Annotated in this window: 15 protein-coding genes; 7 read left to right on the top strand and 8 right to left on the bottom strand. The window is 60.5% G+C overall.

The window, feature by feature from the left end:
* The first annotated feature begins 236 nt into the window (after window positions 1-236).
* The 5 genes from FBY04_RS14985 (at window position 237) to FBY04_RS14965 (ending at window position 8,330) form a co-directional block, all read left to right on the top strand.
* Window positions 237-2,702, top strand: coding sequence for an RHS repeat domain-containing protein (locus FBY04_RS14985; protein WP_256666906.1), 2,466 nt, complete (start codon window positions 237-239; stop codon window positions 2,700-2,702).
* A gap of 103 nt (window positions 2,703-2,805) precedes the next feature.
* Window positions 2,806-4,572 (top strand): ATP-binding protein, encoded by a 1,767-nt coding sequence (locus FBY04_RS14980; RefSeq protein WP_145315757.1) that lies wholly within the window; start codon window positions 2,806-2,808, stop codon window positions 4,570-4,572.
* Complete coding sequence (locus FBY04_RS14975) at window positions 4,566-5,891, top strand: sigma-54 dependent transcriptional regulator (RefSeq protein WP_145315686.1); 1,326 nt, start codon at window positions 4,566-4,568, stop codon at window positions 5,889-5,891. The genes FBY04_RS14980 and FBY04_RS14975 overlap by 7 nt, the downstream gene beginning before the upstream one ends.
* A 310-nt stretch (window positions 5,892-6,201) precedes the next feature.
* Window positions 6,202-7,521: an MFS transporter gene (locus tag FBY04_RS14970; protein ID WP_084318883.1), complete on the top strand. Its 1,320-nt coding sequence runs from the start codon at window positions 6,202-6,204 to the stop codon at window positions 7,519-7,521.
* Between the two features lie 179 nt (window positions 7,522-7,700).
* On the top strand, window positions 7,701-8,330 hold the full coding sequence (locus tag FBY04_RS14965; RefSeq protein WP_084318881.1) for a flavin reductase family protein: 630 nt from the start codon (window positions 7,701-7,703) through the stop codon (window positions 8,328-8,330).
* On the opposite strand, the gene FBY04_RS14960 is transcribed toward FBY04_RS14965, so the two are convergent.
* Window positions 8,331-8,561 carry a hypothetical protein gene (locus tag FBY04_RS14960; protein WP_145315685.1) on the bottom strand — a complete coding sequence of 77 codons (231 nt, stop codon included), beginning with the start codon at window positions 8,559-8,561 and terminating at the stop codon, window positions 8,331-8,333.
* 41 nt (window positions 8,562-8,602) lie between these two features.
* Window positions 8,603-8,956: a putative quinol monooxygenase gene (locus FBY04_RS14955; RefSeq protein WP_084318878.1), complete on the bottom strand. Its 354-nt coding sequence runs from the start codon at window positions 8,954-8,956 to the stop codon at window positions 8,603-8,605.
* Between the two features lie 334 nt (window positions 8,957-9,290).
* Here FBY04_RS14955 and FBY04_RS14950 point away from each other — a divergent pair, with 334 nt between their 5' ends.
* Window positions 9,291-10,220: an AraC family transcriptional regulator gene (locus FBY04_RS14950; protein WP_145315684.1), complete on the top strand. Its 930-nt coding sequence runs from the start codon at window positions 9,291-9,293 to the stop codon at window positions 10,218-10,220.
* Between the two features lie 77 nt (window positions 10,221-10,297).
* Here the strand turns inward: FBY04_RS14950 and FBY04_RS14945 are convergent, their stop codons facing one another.
* From FBY04_RS14945 to FBY04_RS14920, 6 genes are all read right to left on the bottom strand, one after another.
* Entirely contained in the window at window positions 10,298-11,353 is a 1,056-nt protein-coding gene (locus tag FBY04_RS14945) for an ABC transporter ATP-binding protein (RefSeq protein ID WP_084318874.1), read from the bottom strand.
* A 17-nt stretch (window positions 11,354-11,370) separates the two neighbouring features.
* A complete protein-coding gene (locus FBY04_RS14940) occupies window positions 11,371-12,219 on the bottom strand; it encodes an ABC transporter permease (RefSeq protein ID WP_145315683.1) in 849 nt (282 codons plus the stop codon).
* On the bottom strand, window positions 12,216-13,124 hold the full coding sequence (locus tag FBY04_RS14935; protein WP_084318871.1) for an ABC transporter permease: 909 nt from the start codon (window positions 13,122-13,124) through the stop codon (window positions 12,216-12,218). Before FBY04_RS14935 ends, FBY04_RS14940 begins: the two co-directional genes overlap by 4 nt.
* Before the next feature lie 142 nt (window positions 13,125-13,266).
* Window positions 13,267-14,370 (bottom strand): extracellular solute-binding protein, encoded by a 1,104-nt coding sequence (locus FBY04_RS14930; protein WP_084318869.1) that lies wholly within the window; start codon window positions 14,368-14,370, stop codon window positions 13,267-13,269.
* 217 nt (window positions 14,371-14,587) lie between these two features.
* The gene (locus tag FBY04_RS14925; protein WP_084318867.1) at window positions 14,588-16,048 is read right to left on the bottom strand and encodes an aldehyde dehydrogenase family protein; all 1,461 of its coding nucleotides are present in this window, start codon (window positions 16,046-16,048) and stop codon (window positions 14,588-14,590) included.
* A complete protein-coding gene (locus tag FBY04_RS14920; protein ID WP_145315682.1) occupies window positions 16,045-17,682 on the bottom strand; it encodes a 5-guanidino-2-oxopentanoate decarboxylase in 1,638 nt (545 codons plus the stop codon). The genes FBY04_RS14925 and FBY04_RS14920 overlap by 4 nt, the downstream gene beginning before the upstream one ends.
* A gap of 160 nt (window positions 17,683-17,842) precedes the next feature.
* On the opposite strand from FBY04_RS14920, the gene FBY04_RS14915 reads away from it, so the two are divergent.
* Window positions 17,843-18,724, top strand: coding sequence for a LysR substrate-binding domain-containing protein (locus FBY04_RS14915; protein ID WP_084318863.1), 882 nt, complete (start codon window positions 17,843-17,845; stop codon window positions 18,722-18,724).
* Window positions 18,725-18,898 lie beyond the last annotated feature (174 nt).

Raw genomic sequence — 18,898 nt, 5'->3', positions numbered from 1 at the left:
CAGTCCGTCAGGTCGCGTACTGGCGGCGGGACGCTGCTGAACTCAGTCCCGTTGCGCTGGTGACGGCTCAGCAACATGACGTCGCCGGCCGCTTGGTGGCGCAACGGGATCCGCGCTTCCTCGCGCCGGGGTCCCGTCCGAACGTGGCCATGGTTTACAGCTTGTCTGGCGCTACGCTGTGCACTGAAAGTCGCGACGCCGGATGGCGTCTGGGGTTACCCGACGGGACCGGGCAAATGCGCGAGCACTGGGATGGCCGAGGCAGCCATTGGCAGAATGAGTACGACGTCCAGCAACGGCTGACCGCAGTTCATGAACACATGCAGGGCTCGACCGTACGTACCGTTGAACGCCTGACCTACGCCGACAACACGGACGAATTCGCCGAGCGCAATCAGTGTGGGCAGCTGATCCGCCACGATGATCGAGCCGGTGTTGTCTGGCTCGACCAGCAGGCGCTCGGCGGCGGCGTCATCCGCCAACGCCGGCGATTTTTACCGGATCAGGCTGAAGTCCTTCCCCACTGGCCCGTGGTCGAAGCCGAACGCGACGCGCTGCTGCAACCCGGCGCGGACTACATCACCGCGAGCCGTTTCGGACCGTTGGGGCAAGTACTTGAGCAAACCGATGCCGGTGGTCATCGACAACACTTCTACCTTGATCGCGCCGGGCAACTGCAACGCATTGACCTGATCCTCGCCTCTCAAGGCCTGAAACAGCTGTTGAAAGCGGCGAGCTACAACGCCGAAGGCCAGTTGCTGACGCAGGTGACCGGCAACGACGTCACCAGCAGCGCGACCTACGAGGCGGCGAGCGGCCGGTTGAAACGTTTGACCGCTACCACCCTGAAAAGTGTTCGCCTGCAGGATCTGCGCTATGAGTACGACCCGGTCGGCAACATCCTGCGACTACTGGACCACACCCAACCCGTCACGTTTTTCGCCAACCAGCGTGTAGAGGCAGCAAACACTTTTTCCTACGACAGCCTTTACCAACTCATCTGCGCCACAGGTCGTGAGACCGCCAATGCCGGTCAGAATCCCGGTTTGCCGGAACTCATCATTCCCGGTCCCATCGACCCTGACCGGCTACTCAACTACACCGAGCATTACGAGTACGACGCGGTCGGCAACCGCACCCGGTTGCGCCATGTCAGCGATAAAAACCCGTTCAGGCAACAGCTGCGCGTCGATCCGCAGAGCAACCGCGCCTTGCCCTGGAACGAGGGTGATGACGAGCCGGATTATCGGCGCGATTTCGATGCAAACGGCAATCTGCAACGGCTGGCTCCCGGTGCTCGAACGATGACTTGGGATGCGCTGAATCAGCTACAAAGCGTGACCACGGTTCGCCGCCCGACAGCCGTCGATGATGCTGAGTGGTATCGCTACGATGCTGGCGGTGAACGGGTGGTTAAATTCAGTACCCAGCAGGCCCGTGCCGTAGCTCATCGACGTGTCGTTCATTACCTTCCGGGGCTGGAAGTGCGTACAACCGATGACGATGAAGAGTTGCAGGTCATCTGCGTTGCACTGGCTCGTGGCAGCGTGCGGTGCCTGCATTGGGTCAAGGGCAAACCCGTTGATATCGACGCTGATCAACTGCGATACAGCGTCGACGATCATGTGGGGTCTTGCAGTCTGGAACTGGATAAAGACGCGGGTGTGATCAGTCATGAAGGCTATTACCCATTTGGCGGTACAGCCTGGTGGGCGGCCCGTTCGCGTGTTGATGCCGATTACAAGACCGTTCGGTATTCGGGTAAAGAGCGGGATGCTTGTGGGCTTTATTACTATGGGTTTCGGTATTACGCGCCGTGGCTGGGGCGGTGGGTGAGTCCGGATCCGGCCGGCTCGATTGACGGCCTGAATTTTTATCGGTTTTGTGGAAACAACCCGATCTGCAGGATCGATCCTGATGGGCGTATGTGGCAGCCGTACGATGATGAATTTCTGGATGAGTTTGTAATCGTCGAACCGGATCTGAGGGCTGCGTTTGGCCTGCCGCCGATCGTACAGTCTGCTTCAGAACAAGACGATGATGAGTCAATGGACTACCAGGATTCACCCACCGCGTCACTGGGTAGTAACTCGCCAGAGGAAGCCGCTCCAGAGTCTCCAGGCTCCCCGGAAAGCACGGCTCCGGAGACGGCGGAGCAACATACCGTTCTTGACATACTGAACAACGGCACCGACCCCGATCAGCAGCCTTACCGTTTAAACAATAGAAACTTGCTGGTCAGAGATGATTTTGGCGGAAAGGTCTATCGGGTGAGCCGGCGCCCACCCAATGAAATAGAACTGAATGGGTTCAACCCCTCGCATGACTTCACTGCAATTCCAAACATGCTCGAAAAACTCAGTCGCGAACATGACCAGGAGGCGTTGATTGTGTCAGAGGCTCTTGAAGGTGTGATGTTCTATGCAATACAAGGAGGCGGTGATTACTATTTTTATGAACTTGATGCTAACGGTGTGAGCGGAGTTTCCTTACTTGAAAACCTGGTTTTGAATAATCAGGGAATGCTCGAACACCTTGGTCAAACCACAGACGTCAGTCCATCCAATCAAACCGGATTGGCCAACGGTATGCATGAGGCGCATTTAAACTACGATGAATTGATGAATCATGCGGTACCCATTCGTTCGCTTGGACTGCTTAGCAATGAAATGGCACATTTTCGAAACACTTTGAACCGCTAACTCATCATTGATCAAATGCAGCAGCTCAACTTGCGATGACTGCTCGTTCAAGACAGCCCACATGCTATCTTGCGCGTCCTATCACCAGTCCGACTCGCGCTCCATGATTCCGATTTCCCGAACCCTGCGCCTGACGCTCTACACCTTCATCATCCTCGCCGGCGCGGCCCTCGCAGCCACCCTGGCCATGCGTCACGCCGAGCGTCAGGCCCTGGTGGAAGACGCTGCCCGCGCCAATCAGCAACTGGGTTTGTATGCCACCTCCCTGCACACCCTGATCGAACGCTACCGTGCCCTGCCCGCCGTGTTGGCGCTGGACCCGGAGTTGCGTTCAGCGCTCAAAGGTTCGGTGAGCCCCGAGCAACAGGATGCGTTGAATCGCAAACTGGAAAAAATCAACGGCGCTGCCGAGTCCTCGACCCTGGAACTGCTCGATCACACCGGCCTCGCCGTGGCGGCGAGCAACTGGCGTTTGCCCAGCAGCTACGTCGGCCACAACTACGGTTTCCGTCCCTACTTCAGCCAGACCCGCACCCAGGGCACCGGGCGCTTTTATGCAGTGGGCGTGACCAGCGGGATTCCCGGTTACTTCCTGTCCAGCGCCGTGACCGATGACGATGGCCGGTTTCTCGGGGCGATGGTGGTGAAGCTCGAGTTTCCGGAACTGGAACGCGAATGGCGTCAGGGCAGCGATACGCTGCTGGTCAGCGATGCACGCGGAATCATCTTTATCGCCAATCAGCCGGGCTGGCGCTATCGCCAATTGAAACCGCTGAGCGACAGCGATCACGCCGAGCTCAAGGCCACCCGCCAATACGACAAGCAACCCCTGACGCTGCTGGATTATCAATCGCTGCGCCGCTTCGACGACAACAGTGAGCTGGCGCGGGTCGATGGCCCGGACGGCAAAACGGATTACCTGTGGGAATCCCTGCCGCTGACCACCGAAGGCTGGACGCTGCACCTGCTGCGCCGCCCGCAGGTGGCGTTCGAAGACAGCCGCAACGCCGCACTCGCCGCCGCCGGGCTGTGGCTGACGCTGGTGTTCCTGCTGCTGTTCCTCAACCAGCGCTGGCGTCTGGCGAAAATGCGCCAGCGCAGTCGAGAGGAACTCGAACAACTGGTGGAAGAACGCACTCGCGATTTACGCACGGCGCAGGACGGTCTGGTGCAATCGGCCAAACTCGCGGCCCTCGGCCAGATGTCGGCGGCCCTGGCTCATGAAATCAATCAACCGTTGACCGCCCAGCGCATGCAGCTCGCGACCCTGCGCCTGCTGCTCGATCACGGCCGGGTCGATGACGCCTACAAGGCACTGAAACCGGTGGACGACATGCTGACGCGCATGGCCGCCCTCACCGGCCACCTGAAAACCTTCGCCCGCAAAAGCCCCAGCGGCTTGCGTGAACGCCTGGACCTGGCGGCGGTGGTGGACCAATCGCTTGAGCTGCTCGACACTCGCCTGCGCGATGAACAGGTCAGCACGGTGCTGCACCTGACGCGCCCGGCGTGGGTGCGCGGCGATGCGATTCGTCTGGAACAGGTGCTGATCAATCTGCTGCGCAATGCGCTGGACGCGATGCAGGACAAACCCTGCAAACGCCTGGAAATCCGCCTCGAAGCCGACGAACAACTGTGGCGCCTGAGCGTCATCGACAACGGGAGTGGTATCGCCGAAGAAAACCTGTCGAAGGTGTTCGACCCGTTTTTCACCACCAAACCGGTGGGCGATGGCCTGGGCATCGGTCTGGCCGTATCCTTTGCCATTGTTCACGAATCGGGCGGACGCCTGAGCGCCAATAATCACGATAACGGCGCGGTGTTCACACTCACCCTGCCCATCGACCCGGAGGCGCCTGACGCATGCTGAATTCAGTGATGGTGGTCGACGACGAAAGCAGCATCCGCAGCGCCGTCGAACAATGGCTGAGCCTGTCGGGTTTCGAGGTGCAACTGTTCAGCCGCGCCGATGAATGCCTGGCGCAACTGCCAGCGCATTACCCCGGCGTGATCCTCAGCGACGTGCGCATGCCCGGCATGACCGGGCTGGAACTGCTGGCCGAAGTGCAGCGCCGCGATGCCGACTTGCCGGTGATTCTGCTGACCGGCCATGGCGACGTGCCGATGGCCGTCGATGCCATGCGCGATGGTGCTTACGATTTCCTCGAAAAACCCTTTAGCCCGGAAACCCTGCTGGGCAGCCTGCGCCGTGCGCTGGACAAGCGCCGGTTGGTGCTGGAAAACCGCGCCTTGCACGAACAGGCCGACAACCGCGCCAAACTCGATGCCACGTTGCTGGGTGTGTCCCGTGGTTTGCAGACGCTGCGTCGGCAAGTGCTGGACCTGGCGGCGTTACCGGTCAACGTGTTGATCCGTGGTGAAACAGGCAGCGGCAAGGAGCTGGTTGCCCGTTGCCTGCACGACTTCGGGCCGCGTGCCGGCAAGCCGTTTGTCGCGCTCAACTGTGCGGCGATTCCTGAGCAATTGTTCGAGGCCGAGCTGTTCGGTCACGAGAGCGGCGCGTTCACCGGCGCTCAGGGCAAACGCATCGGCAAGCTCGAATACGCCGATGGCGGCACGCTGTTTCTCGATGAAATCGAAAGCATGCCGCTGGCCCAGCAGGTGAAATTGCTGAGGGTGTTGCAGGAGCAGAAGCTGGAGCGGCTGGGTTCCAACCAGAGCATTCGTGTGGACTTGCGGATCATCGCTGCGACCAAACCCGATCTGCTGGATGAGGCGCGGGCCGGGCGGTTTCGCGAGGATCTGGCCTATCGGCTGAACGTCGCCGAGTTGCGCTTGCCGCCGTTGCGTGAGCGCCGCGAAGACATTCCGCTGTTGTTCGAGTCGTTTGCGCAAAGCGCCGCCGAACGATTGGGGCGCACATTCCCGCCGCTGAGCGGCCCGCAGTTGAGCCATTTGCTGAGCCATGACTGGCCGGGCAATGTGCGCGAACTGGCGAACGTGGCCGAGCGGCAGGTGTTGGGGCTGGGTGAGCCCGCACTCGCAGGCGTCGACCCGGGGCAATCGCTGGCGGCGCAGCAGGAAGCGTTTGAAGCGCATTGCCTGCGCGCTGCGCTGACCCGGCACAAGGGCGATGTGAAGGCGGTGCTTGAAGAGCTGCAACTGCCGCGTCGGACCTTTAATGAAAAGATGCAGCGGCATGGGCTGACGCGGGAAATGTTTTTGTAGTGTCTGGACGGGCCCCTTCGCGGGCAAGCCCGCTCCCACAGGGTTCGGCGTCGTACGTAAATTTGTGTACGACACTGACCACGGTGGGAGCGGGCTTGCCCGCGAAGAGGCCCGTACCAACAAGACAAATCCACAGGTCCGATCAGCGACTTTCCGCTCACGATCGCGCTTCAATCAGCGGATTTCCGCTCACTCAAACCTCTAAACCCCTCTAAACCGGCCCTCCTCCCCTTGGCACAGCTCCTGCTATAGCCCACGCAGGCTGCGTTTCAACGCGCTCCACAAAAACAATTAAACGAAGGATCCTTCAATGGATAACTCCAACGCCCTGCCCCTTGGGTCGGCTGCCGTGCCGGCTAAAGAAAGAACCACCGCCAGTCGCATCAAATCGATTTTCAGCGGCTCGGTCGGCAACATGGTCGAGTGGTACGACTGGTACGTCTACGCCGCCTTCTCCCTGTACTTCGCCAAAGCGTTTTTCCCCAAAGGCGACACCACCGCACAACTGCTGAACACCGCTGCGATCTTCGCCGTGGGCTTCCTGATGCGCCCGATCGGTGGCTGGCTGATGGGCCTCTACGCCGACAAGGCCGGTCGCAAACGCGCGTTGATGGCCTCGGTGTACCTGATGTGCTTCGGCTCGCTGCTGATCGCCTTGAGCCCGGGTTATGAAACCATCGGCATCGGCGCGCCGATCCTGCTGGTGTTCGCCCGCCTGCTGCAGGGCCTGTCGGTCGGCGGCGAGTACGGCACCTCGGCGACTTACCTCAGCGAGATGGCGACCAAGGAACGTCGCGGTTTCTATTCCAGCTTCCAGTACGTGACCCTGATTTCCGGCCAGCTCATAGCCTTGGCCGTGCTGATCGTGTTGCAACAAGTGCTGACCACCGAAGAGCTGTACGCCTGGGGCTGGCGCATCCCGTTCGCCATCGGCGCGCTGTGTGCCGTAGTCGCGCTCTACCTGCGTCGTGGCATGGAAGAAACCGAGTCGTTCACCAAGAAAGAGAAGGCCAAGGAAAGCGCGATGCGCACCTTGATGCGCCATCCCAAGGAACTGATGACCGTGGTTGGCCTGACCATGGGCGGCACCCTGGCGTTCTACACCTACACCACGTACATGCAGAAATACCTGGTGAACACCGTCGGCATGAGCATCTCCGACTCCACCACTATTTCCGCTGCCACGCTGTTCCTGTTCATGTGCCTGCAACCGATCATCGGCGGGCTGTCGGACAAGGTCGGTCGTCGGCCGATCCTGATTGCCTTCGGCATCCTCGGCACGCTGTTCACCGTGCCGATCCTCACCACCTTGCACACCATCCAGTCTTGGTGGGGTGCGTTCTTCCTGATCATGGCGGCGCTGATCATCGTCAGCGGTTACACCTCGATCAACGCGGTGGTGAAAGCCGAGCTGTTCCCGACCGAAATCCGTGCGCTGGGCGTTGGCCTGCCGTATGCGCTGACCGTGTCGATCTTCGGCGGCACCGCTGAATACATCGCGCTGTGGTTCAAGAGCATCGGCATGGAAACCGGTTACTACTGGTATGTCACCGCGTGCATTGCCGTGTCGTTGCTGGTGTACATCACCATGAAAGACACCCGCAAGCATTCGCGGATCGAGACGGACTGATTCGGTTCGCGCAATAAAAACAGGGGCAGACCTTCGCAGGTCTGCCCCTTTTTCATTGAAGAAACACAACCCCCTGTAGGAGCCGCCCGCAGCAAGCCGGCTCCTACAGGGGATTGCGTGCGCTGGAAATTATGAGTTCATCCTTGCACTATGAACGCCACACCAACAGGAATCCCTTCATGCCCGACGACATCCACTTCTACGAACCCGCCAACGGCCACGGCCTGCCCCATGACCCGTTCAACGCCATCGTCGGCCCGCGCCCCATCGGCTGGATTTCTTCGCAGGATGCCAACGGACGCCTGAACCTGGCGCCGTACAGTTTCTTCAACGCCTTCAACTACATTCCACCGATCATCGGGTTTTCCAGCGTCGGGCGTAAAGACAGCCTGAACAATATCGAACAGACAGGCGAGTTCGCCTGGAACCTGGCGACCCGGCCACTGGCCGAGCAGATGAACCAGAGCTGCGCGATGGTCGGGCCGCAGGTCAATGAGTTCGAGTTGTCCGGGCTGACGCCTGTGGCGTCGAAGGTCATTCAGGTGCCACGGGTGGCCGAAAGCCCAGTGTCCTTCGAGTGCAAGGTCACGCAGATCATCCAGTTGCAGCGCGCCGACGGCAATGTGGTGCCGAGCTGGCTGATTCTTGGCGAAGTGGTGGCCGTGCACATTGCCAAATGGCTGCTGAAGGACGGCGTGTACGACACCGCCGCGGCAGAACCGATTCTGCGCGGTGGCGGGCCCGCGGATTATTTTCAGCTGGGGCCTGAGGCCTTGTTCAAGATGTTCCGCCCGGGAGCGGTCAAGTAATTACCAGAGCAGGTCGGTGTCTTCTTTGACGTCTTTAAGGCGGGTCAGCTCTTTGGCGGCAGCCAGATCGGCTTCATTGGCTGTCTTGAAGATTTGCCCTGCAAGCACTTTGTGAAAGCGCGGTGCCCCTGAACCACCCAGGGTTTTGACGGCAATCGCGGCGTGGTAGCCGCCCTCGCCCGGTACTACAGCGGAAACAGCTTCGAAATGTTCAAAGGCTTTGCGTGCCATGTCGCGGATCCTGGCTGATGGAAAGTCGAGCCATTAAACCCTCAACCCGCCATTTTGTGTACCCAGGACTGGGTCTGGCCCAGCGCCTGGACGGCCGACACCTCTTTGAAGGTATGAAAATCGAGGCTGTTGACCACCAGCTCCTGCACCAGCTCGGCGAAAATCTCCATCGCCGGCGTGCTGAAATAGGCCGTCATGGCTTGCTGATGGGTCCAGAAACCCGACACCAGCCACAACTCCGGATCGCATTGCGAATGCTGCAGGGAAAAACTCAGGCAGCCTGGCGCAGTGCGCGACGGTTCGATCAAGGCGCTGAGGCGCGCACCGAGTTCCGCCGAACGCCCGGCGCGGGCGCGGACAAAGGCCATATGACTGACGGGGATCTGCGTAGACATGTTCAACCCTCCCAGGTACTCGAGTGGCAGCCGTGGGACGGGCTGCGACAGGATCCAAGGTTAAGCGTCGGCACGCTGCCCCGTTAGTCGATTCCTGCCGGCTTATTGCACAATCCTGCGAAGCTGCCTTCAGCACCTGTAACAATGTGTAAAACCTGTTACGGGGCTGAAACACGAGGTTCGAGCAAGTTTTCCCTGCGTTAAACAGCCAGAGCCACCCGCCGGCGCAACCCCGTGCAGAATCAGGCAAGCTTTTCGCAGGATGTGTCTACCGCTGCACCTTGCACAAATTTAAGCTCAGCTCATTCCCACTGCTCCGCCGAGGATGCCCTGCATGTCGTCGCTCGATCACTTTCAAGCCCCGCTGGACGCCGACATGGAGAAGCAGCGCGCGGAACTGGCGGCCATCATCCGTCGCAACACCACGGAAGATGGCAATTATGCGACCGCCGTCGGCTCTCTGTTTCTGGGTAAACACAGCAAGTCCCATGACTTCGCCCCGGTACTGGCACAACCGGCGTTGTGCATCATGGCGCAGGGGCGCAAAGAGGTCAGGCTGGCCGACGAATTCTTCAATTACGATCCGCTGAACTACCTGGTGGTGTCGGTCTCCATGCCCCTGAGCGGGCGAATTGTGAATGTCACGTCTGAAGAACCGATCCTCTCGGTCCGGCTGGACATCGACCCGGCGGAAATCACCGCGCTGATTGCCGACGCCGGTCCGCTTGGGGTGCCGACCCGCCCCACCGGTCGCGGTTTGTATGTCGAACGGATCGACACGGCGATGCTCGACGCGGTGCTGCGCCTGGCGCGATTACTGGACACACCGAAAGACATCGCCATGCTCGCGCCGTTGATTCGTCGGGAGATTCTCTATCGGTTGTTGCGCAGCCAGCAGGGCTATCGGTTGTACGAAATTGCCATCGCCAACAGCCAGAGCCACCGCATCAGCCAGGCCATCAAATGGCTCAACGGCAATTACGAGCAACCGCTGCGCATTGATGAATTGGCGAAGGAAGTGAATTTGAGCGTCTCGACGCTGCATCACCGGTTCAAGGCCATGACGGCGATGAGTCCGTTGCAGTATCAGAAACAGTTGCGGTTGCAGGAAGCGCGTCGGTTGATGCTGGCGGAAGGACTGGAAGCGTCGGCGGCAGGTTATCGGGTGGGGTATGAAAGCCCGTCGCAGTTCAGCCGGGAGTACAGCCGGTTGTTCGGAGCGCCGCCGTTGCGGGATTTGGCGCGGTTGCGGTTGACCGTTTGATCTGATTTTTGCGGTGTTGCGACTGGCCTCTTCGACTTGCTCGCGAAGAGGCCAGTAAGGCCAACATCAAATCCGGATCAGGCACCGAGCACTCGGCAAGCCTCCGCCGGCAACGTCACCGACACCGGATTGCCAATGCTCAACCCAAATCCCTGACACGGCGTGCTCAGCGCCGTAAACGAAACGCCCGAACACTCCACGGTCGTCTCGATCGTCGCACCGATATCGCGCACGAACGTCACCTTGCCCAGCAACCGATTCCCCGCCGTCGCCTGCGGGTGCGACAGTTGCAGGTCTTCAGGGCGGATCAGCATTTTCACTTTTTCGCCGACCACGATGCTGCTGCAGATCGGCACTTCCAGCGAATCGCCACCGGGCAGGCCCACCTTGCCGTTGCCCAGCGCCGTGGCCGGGAAAATGTTGCCCGAGCCGATAAAGTCCGCGACGAATTCGTTCGCCGGATGACGATAAATCTCGATCGGCGTGCCGACCTGCTGCACGCGATGCTCCCCCAGCACCACGACGATATCGGCCATGGTCATGGCCTCGCGCTGGTCGTGGGTCACCATGATGGTGGTGATGTTCAGGCGCTGTTGCAGTTGACGGATTTCCACCTGCATCGACTCACGCAGCTTGGCGTCCAGCGCCGACAGCGGTTCATCCAGCAGAAGGATTTTCGGGTGGTTGGCAATCGCCCGGGCAATCGCCACGCGCTGACGTTGGCCGCCCGACAGTTTCGCCACCGGGCGATCAATCATTTCCTTTAACTGAATCAGTTCCAGCAGCTCCACCACCCGCTTCTGCTGATCAGCCTTGCTGACCCCACGCAGTTTCAGCGGATAAGCGATGTTCTCCCCCACGGTCATGTGCGGGAACAGCGCCAGGGATTGAAACACCATGCCGAAATTGCGCTGATGCGCCGGCGTGTGGCCGATGTCTTCACCGTCCAGGCGAATCTCGCCGCCGGTCAGGGTTTCGAGCCCGGCGATCATCCGCAGCAACGTGGTTTTGCCGCAACCCGACGGGCCGAGAAAACACACCAGTTTGCCTTCCGGCAAATGCAGGTTCACATCCTTTACCGCGCAGGCCGAGCCGTAGTGTTTCTCGACGTTTTCCAGAATCAGACCAGACATATGAATCACCTCAAGAATCAGAACGAAACGCCACCTTCACCGACCAGCTTCTCCAGCGCCCAGATCAGGACGAAGTCGATCAGCACGATCAGCACGGCAAACGAAAATACAGTGGGGTCGAGCGAAGACACGGTGCGGCTGTACATCCAGATCGGCACGGTCATCACGTCGATGGTGTAGAGAAAATAGGTCACGGTGAATTCGTTGAACGAGACGATGAACGCCAGCAGCATCCCCGCCAGAATCCCCGATTTCATCAAGGGCACCACCACATCGACAATCGCCCGCAGCGGTGAGGCGCCGAGCATTTGCGCGGCCTCTTCGACTTCGCTGCCGATGGAAAGCATCGCCGCCGTGCAGTTTTTCACCACAAAGGGCAGCGCCAGAATCACGTGGGCAATCACCAGCCGCGAGGTGGTCATCTGGAACGGCAGGCTGTCGAACACCAGCAACAAAGCCAGGCCCAACACCACCATCGGAAACACCAGAGGCAGCGACATCAATTGCAACGCCACGGCTTTGCCACGGAACTCGCAACGGGTCAGCGCGTAGGCCGCCGGCACCGCGATGATCGTGGCGAAGACCATGGTCAGGCACGCCACCATCAGGCTGGTGGTCATGGCTTTGCCGAGGCTCAGCACATCGCTGGAGTCCGGCGAGACAAAGGTGTGCCAGGCGGCCTTGTACCATTGCAGGCTGTAGCTGCTCGGCGGGAAGTCGAGGTTCGACGCGCCGCTGAACGACATGACGATCATGGTCAGGATCGGCAGCACCGCCAGCAGCAGAATGAAACCCGAGAGAATGCCGGCGAACTTGCCGGTTTCGCCCGGCAACAGTGAATGACGCTTCTTGATCACAGCGCTCATTGCGAAGCCTCCAGCATGCGGCGACGACGGCCGGTGATGTATTCGGACAAGGTCATGATCGCGAGCGTGGTGACGATCAGCACCACACCGGCGGCGGACGCGGCGGGCCAGTTCATCAGCGGGGCAATCTGGTCATGGACCATCACAGCCAGCATCGGCACGCGCCGGCCACCGAGCAGCAAAGGCACCACGAAACTGCTGGCGTTGTAGGCGAATACCAACGTCGCACCGGTAATGATCCCCGGAAAACTCATCGGCAACACCACCTGACGGAACACCTGCAAACGACTGGCGCCCAGCGTGGCGGCGGCCTCTTCGTAGGTACGGGCGACGCCGCGCATGGCGCTGGCAATCGGCAACACGGCCAGCGGGAACGCGGTTTGCACCAGGCCCATCAGCACGCCGTTCTGGTTGTACAGCAGCATGATCGGGCGCTTGATCAGACCCAGGCCCATCAGCGCTTGGTTGAGCATCCCGCCCGGGCCGAGAATCACCAGCCAGCCGTAGCTTTGCAGCAGCAGGTTGACCAGCAATGGCAACAGCACGGCGGCGAGGAAGATCCGGCGCACGAACGGTGAGGTCAGGCGCGACATGGTGTAGGCCACCGGGATCGCCAGCACCACGGCGATCACTGCGCTGATCAGCGCCAGGCGCAAGGTCAGCAGCAAGGATTTGAGGTAATACGGTTCCAGCAACTGTGCATAGCTGGCCAGGCTGAACCCGGTCCATTCCGCACCTTTGGTGCCCACGCTCATGCGCAGCACCAGCAGACTGGCGGCAATCAGCACGCCCAGAAACAGCATCGACGGCGAAAGGAAAAACCAGGCGCGAGTCGTCGGCGAAACACCCCGGTGGGCGCGCGCCGGAGCGGTAACGACCGGATGAGTCAGAGGTTGGTGTTCCATAGCAAGGGTCTCGTCAATGGAAGATCAGGAATATCTCGCGCCTGGCACCTGTAGGAGCTGCCGAAGGCTGCGATCTTTTGATCTTTTCAATACCGCCGAAGAACAGGATCAAAAGATCGCAGCCTTCGGCAGCTCCTACGGATCAGGAAGAAAAGATTTCCGTGTAACGACGAATCCATTGGTCATGCACAGAGGCCAGGAAGGCGTTGTCGTGCATGATCGCTTTCTCGGCAATCTGCTCAGGCGTGAGGATGTACGGGCTCTTGCGCGCTTCGGCGGAGATGATCGCCTTGGCGTTGACCGGGCCGTTGTAAATGTCTTCAGCCATCTTGCCCTGCACCAGCGGGTCCAGAGAGTGGTTGATGAAGGCGTAGGTCATGTCGGTATCGCCCGGACGATTCTTCGGCATCACCGACAACATCAGGTCGGTGTAGAAACCTTCCTTCATGCCGAATGTGGCACCCAGGCCGTAGGCCGGATCGCGGATCTGTTTCGGGAAGAACGCCGGGGCATACAGGCCGCCCATGTCCAGGGAGCCGGTGCGGAACAGCTCGGCGATCTGGTTCGGGTTTTCACCCAGGGTCACCACACGATCTTTCAGCTCGGCGAGTTTCTTGAAGCCTGGCTCGATGTTGTGCTCGTCACCACCGGCCAGTTTGGCGGCGATGATGATCAGGTCCATGGCCTCGGTCCAGTTCGGCGGCGGCAGGAAGATGTTCGGCGACAGCTCCGCGTCCCACAGGGCGGCGTAACTGTCCGGCGCTTCCTTGATAGTGCGGGTGCTGTAGACGAGGCTGTTGCACCACAGCAGGTAACCGATCCCGTGACCATTGGCGCCAGTGCGGTATTTCTCCGGCACGTCGACCAGGTTGGGAATGCGGTTGAGATCGGGTTTTTCCAGCAGGTTGGCGGCGGCCAGACCTTCGGCACCGACACCGGCCAACGTGATGATGTCGTACTGTGGACGATCACCGGCGGCCTTCAGTTTGGCGACCATTTCCGAGGTACTGCCGGTGCGGTCAGCGATGACCTTGCAGCCGTACTTGTCTTCAAAGGTCGCCGCGATGTTGCGCAGCGCTGCCAGCCCGGTGTCATCGGACCAGGTCAGCAAGCGCAGGGTCTTGCCCTGGAAACGGGTGTCGCTGGCGTTGGCCTTGACGAAGGGCAAGCTCATGGCCGCCGCTGCCACCGAGGCCACGCCCACGGTTTTGATAAATTGACGTCTGTTCAGATCATGCTCGCCCATTACGGACTCCCTTTGTTTTTGTAGGTATAAGGCAGGTCGAAACTGTTGCATCCGCGCGGCCGGATCAGCGTTATCCCTTGTATTTTCGGGGGCTTGGCTGAACCAGTGAGTTCATCCTGAGGTCGTGTAAAACACCTGACTATCGATAAAAATTCATTGAAGCCATGACGCCAGTGCATGCCTCGATACGAGGCATGCGCTCACCTTTTTCGTGCCGTCAGACCGCGCGAACCACGTGTTTTATTTCCTGGAAAGCCTGCAAGCCCCACGGCCCCAATTCGCGGCCGATGCTGCTCTGTTTGTAGCCACCCCAGGCGGTCTGCGGGAAGATCACTTGCGGCGCATTGATCCACACAAGTCCCGCCTGCAAAGCGTTGGCGACCCGATCTGCCGCCTCGGCGTCGCGCGTCACCACACTGGCCACCAGACCGAACTGGCTGTCGTTGGCCAGGGCAATCGCCTCGGCTTCAGAGGCAAAACTGCGCACGCAGATCACCGGGCCGAAAATCTCTTCACACCACAACGCACTGTCGAGGGGCACTTCGGTGAAAATCGTCGGCTGCAAAAAATATCCGCGGGTCAGATCTGCAGGACGATTGCCGCCACAAATCAGTTTGGCGCCGGCACTCAAACCGCGATCGATATGGCCGAGCACGCGTTGGTATTGCGCCTGATTGACCAGCGCGCCCATTTCCACGTTCGGGTCGAACGGGTCGGCGACGCGAATGGCTTCGGCGCGGGCCTTGAGGCGCAGGAGGAACTCGTCGGCCAGCTCATCGGCGACCAGCACACGGCTGGTGGCCGAACACATTTGCCCGGCGTTGAAGAAGCCACCGCCGCAGGCCACTTCCACCGCCAATGCGATGTCGGCGTCCTTGAGCACCAGCAACGAAGATTTGCCACCCAGCTCGAGGCTCACGCCCTTCACGGTTTCGGCGGCGCGTTGCATCACTTGCACGCCGACTGCGTTGCTGCCGGTGAAAGAAATCTTGGCGATGCGCGGGTCTGCCGAGAGCGGCGCCCCCACTGCCAGGCCGGTGCCGCAGACCAGGTTGAACACGCCTTTCGGCAACCCGGCGTCGGCAATGATCGCCGCCAGTTCCAGCTCCGGCAGTGGCGTCACTTCGGAAGGTTTGAGCACCACGCAGCAACCGGCGGCCAGGGCCGGTGCGAGTTTCCAGGCGGTGGTCACCATAGGGAAATTCCACGGCACGATCAGGCCGACCACACCGCACGGCTCGCGGCGCACACGGGCGCTGAAGTCGTCGGTGGGCAGCTCGACTGCGCTGTCCTGTTTCGCATCGAGGCCTTCGGCCAGACCGGCGTAGTACTCGAACGTAGCGATCACGTCATCGACGTCAATGGCCGCTTCGAACAGCGGTTTGCCGTTGTTGCTCGACTGCAACTGCATCAACTGCTCGCGACCGCCCTGCACGCCTGCGGCGATTTTGCGCAGGATCGCGCCACGCTCGGCACCGGTGGTTTGCGACCAGGCCTTGAAGGCTTCGGTCGCAGCCTTCACGGCTTGATCGACCGAGTGCGCATCGCCGCCATTCACGGTGGTCAACAGCGCTTCGGTGGCCGGGTTGATCACCCGCAGGTGTTCGCTGCCGGCGGACCATTTGCCGTTAATGAACAGACCATCGAGAGTGGTCGGTAAATTCGCAGAGAAATTCATTTCGACACCGCCTTCATCCACGACGTCTGATCGATTTCAATCAGGGTCGGGCCTTGGCGATCGGTGGCGCAGCGCAGCGCAGTGCGCAACTGATCAACGCCGTCGACCGCTTCAGCCGCGCAGCCCAACGCCTTGGCGACACCGATGAAGTCCGGGGTGTAGATGTCTACGCCGACCGGTTCGATGGCTCGGTTGACCATGTATTTCTTGATCTCTTCGTAGCCCTGGTTATTCCACAGCAGGACGATCACCGGCGTGCGCGCTTCAACGGCGCTGGCCAGTTCCGGCAGGGTGAATTGCAAGCCGCCGTCACCGATCAGGCACACCACCGGAGGACGCGTGCCGTTTTCAACGCTGCCGCCAAGCCAGGCGCCAATCGCCGCCGGCAAGGCGTAACCGAGGGTGCCGTAGCCAGTAGACGAGTTGAACCAGCGGCGCGGGCGTTCCGGGTTGAAAGTCAGGTTGCCGGTGTACACCGGTTGGGTCGAATCGCCGACGAACACGGCGTCCGGCAATTCGTGCAGGACGGTTTCGAGGAAGCGGGTCTGGGCCAGGGTCGGGGCATCCCAAGTGGCGGCGAGATCTTCGCGCAGACGTGCGGCACGGGCCTGGCCCCAATCGTTGCTGCGCTCGGCCAGCGACTTGTGCGACAGCGCGCTCAACAAGGCCTGGGCAGCATTGCGCGAATCGGCCACCAGGGCGACTTTCGGCGGGTAATTGCGCACGGTCTGGTCAGGGTCGATGTCCACGCGCAGCAGCACGCCGGGAATCTCGAAGCCACCGGCGAAGGTGACGTCGTAGTCGGTTTCTGCCAGTTCGGTGCCGATCGCCAGCACCACGTCGGCCTCGGCCACCAGGGCGCGGGTCGCGACCAGGCTTTGGGTCGAACCGATCAGCAACGGATGGCTGGATGCGAGCATGCCTTTGGCGTTGATGGTCAGCGCCACCGGCGCGTCGAGCAGTTCAGCCAGTTCAGTCAATTCAGCGGCGGCATCGATGGCACCGCCACCGGCAAGAATCAGTGGGCGCCTGGCGCCGGCGAGCTGGTCGGTCATGCGGCTGATCGCACTTGGCGAAGCACCGGCACGATCGATGTTGACCGGCAGGCTGGTGAGCAGGTCATCGGCTTCTTCGACCAGCACGTCCAGCGGAATTTCGATGTGCACCGGACGCGGGCGACCGGCCTGGAACAGGGCGAAAGCGCGGGCCAATACGCCCGGCAATTCGGACGCCGACATCAGGGTGTGGGAGAACGCTGCCACGCCACCGACCAATGCACTCTGGTTCGGCAGTTCATGGAGCTTGCCGCGACCGCCGCCCAACTGGTTGCGGGTCTGCACGCTGGAGATCACCAGCATCGGGATCGAATCGGCATAGGCCTGGCCCATGGCGGTGGTGATGTTGGTCATGCCCGGGCCAGTGATGATGAAGCACACACCCGGCTTACCGCTGGTGCGCGCATAACCGTCGGCCATGAAACCGGCGCCCTGTTCGTGACGCGGAGTAACGTGGTTGATGCTCGAACGGGCCAGCCCGCGATACAGCTCCACGGTATGAACCCCGGGAATGCCGAACACCTGCTCAACCCCGTAATCTTCGAGTAACTTGACCAATACTTCGCCACACGTCGCCATGTCTTTTGCCCTTTTTGTTCGTTTGAGACGCCGGGCCTGCGCAGTGTTTATGATGAATGGGCAGGTCCAGGGATGGCCTCATTGGAACGGGCGACACATAGCCGCAACAATGGATAAAAAGTCATACTAGCCATGTCCTCACGTCATACCTTGGATCTCAATGAAACGATTGCCTCCCCTGCCGGCGCTGCACACTTTTCTGATCACCGCGCAGTGCTGCAACTTCACCCGTGCGGCCGAACAGCTGTTCATCACCCAGGGCGCGGTGAGTCGACAGATCGCCGGGCTGGAAGAACATCTGGGTTATGAGCTGTTCATTCGCCAGGCTCGCGGGCTGGACCTGACGGCAGAAGGTCGGGAATGGCTGCCACGGGTGCAGCAGATTTTCGGCTTGATCGACGAGGCCGTGGAGCAGATCGGCGAGAAGCGCGAAACCCTGCAACTCAAAGCGCCGACCTGCGTGATGCGTTGGTTGTTACCGCGGCTTTTGCAGTGGCAACGGGAACGCCCGGATGTGCCGGTGGAGCTGACCACCACGGTCAAGCACGGTGTGGATTTCCACCGCGAGCAATTCGACGCCGCGGTGATGTATGGCGCGCCGCCGGACAGCGCGTTGACGTCTTATCTGCTGTTCGATGAGCAGCTGACGCCGGTGTGTTCTCGGCCGATGCTGGATGGGCCGATGGCGTTGCAGACGCCGGCGGATCTGCAACAGCACTTGTTGCTGCACCCGACACGGGACGAGCGCGACTGGAATGCCTGGCTGAAAGCGGCGGATCTTCAATTGAGCAACGTCAGCAAAGGCCAGCATTTCGAAACCCTGGACCTGGCGATGTCGATGGCGTCCCAAGGAACCGGTGTGGCGATCGGCGATTGGTCATTGATTGGCGATGACCTGAGTGCCGGGCGGCTGGTCATGCCGTTTGAATTGAAGGTGAAAACGGGGTTGGCGTATTACCTGGTGTTCCCGGAGAAACCGGCGCCTTCGCCGAAGTTGCGCGAATTGATGGGGTGGTTGGTGGAGCAGGCTCAGAACCGCTGAAAAGCTCAAAAGCTTCGCGAGCAAGCCCGCTCCCACAATTGATCTGCGGTGTTCACATTTCTGTGTTCACAGGAGACCCAATGTGGGAGCAACTGTCTTCACCCTGCCATTCGTCACCGCCATTCGGTGCCGTCTCTCAGCATGGCATTCAGTCTGATCAGTAATATTCGCATG

This window comes from Pseudomonas sp. SJZ080, from assembly GCF_007828295.1.
Lineage (GTDB): Bacteria > Pseudomonadota > Gammaproteobacteria > Pseudomonadales > Pseudomonadaceae > Aquipseudomonas > Aquipseudomonas migulae_A.
Note: the sequence above shows the minus strand (reverse complement) of the source record. Positions and strands in the feature narration are given on the sequence as shown.

Bases quoted from the DNA above. Each gene is read 5' to 3' on its own strand.
- FBY04_RS14985 (WP_256666906.1), top strand. From the start codon at position 237: ATGCGCGAGCACTGGGATGGCCGAGGCAGCCATTGGCAGAATGAGTAC.
- FBY04_RS14980 (WP_145315757.1), top strand. From the start codon at position 2,806: ATGATTCCGATTTCCCGAACCCTGCGCCTGACGCTCTACACCTTCATC.
- FBY04_RS14975 (WP_145315686.1), top strand. From the start codon at position 4,566: ATGCTGAATTCAGTGATGGTGGTCGACGACGAAAGCAGCATCCGCAGC.
- FBY04_RS14970 (WP_084318883.1), top strand. From the start codon at position 6,202: ATGGATAACTCCAACGCCCTGCCCCTTGGGTCGGCTGCCGTGCCGGCT.
- FBY04_RS14965 (WP_084318881.1), top strand. From the start codon at position 7,701: ATGCCCGACGACATCCACTTCTACGAACCCGCCAACGGCCACGGCCTG.
- FBY04_RS14960 (WP_145315685.1), bottom strand. From the start codon at position 8,561: ATGGCACGCAAAGCCTTTGAACATTTCGAAGCTGTTTCCGCTGTAGTA.
- FBY04_RS14955 (WP_084318878.1), bottom strand. From the start codon at position 8,956: ATGTCTACGCAGATCCCCGTCAGTCATATGGCCTTTGTCCGCGCCCGC.
- FBY04_RS14950 (WP_145315684.1), top strand. From the start codon at position 9,291: ATGTCGTCGCTCGATCACTTTCAAGCCCCGCTGGACGCCGACATGGAG.
- FBY04_RS14945 (WP_084318874.1), bottom strand. From the start codon at position 11,353: ATGTCTGGTCTGATTCTGGAAAACGTCGAGAAACACTACGGCTCGGCC.
- FBY04_RS14940 (WP_145315683.1), bottom strand. From the start codon at position 12,219: ATGAGCGCTGTGATCAAGAAGCGTCATTCACTGTTGCCGGGCGAAACC.
- FBY04_RS14935 (WP_084318871.1), bottom strand. From the start codon at position 13,124: ATGGAACACCAACCTCTGACTCATCCGGTCGTTACCGCTCCGGCGCGC.
- FBY04_RS14930 (WP_084318869.1), bottom strand. From the start codon at position 14,370: ATGGGCGAGCATGATCTGAACAGACGTCAATTTATCAAAACCGTGGGC.
- FBY04_RS14925 (WP_084318867.1), bottom strand. From the start codon at position 16,048: ATGAATTTCTCTGCGAATTTACCGACCACTCTCGATGGTCTGTTCATT.
- FBY04_RS14920 (WP_145315682.1), bottom strand. From the start codon at position 17,682: ATGGCGACGTGTGGCGAAGTATTGGTCAAGTTACTCGAAGATTACGGG.
- FBY04_RS14915 (WP_084318863.1), top strand. From the start codon at position 17,843: ATGAAACGATTGCCTCCCCTGCCGGCGCTGCACACTTTTCTGATCACC.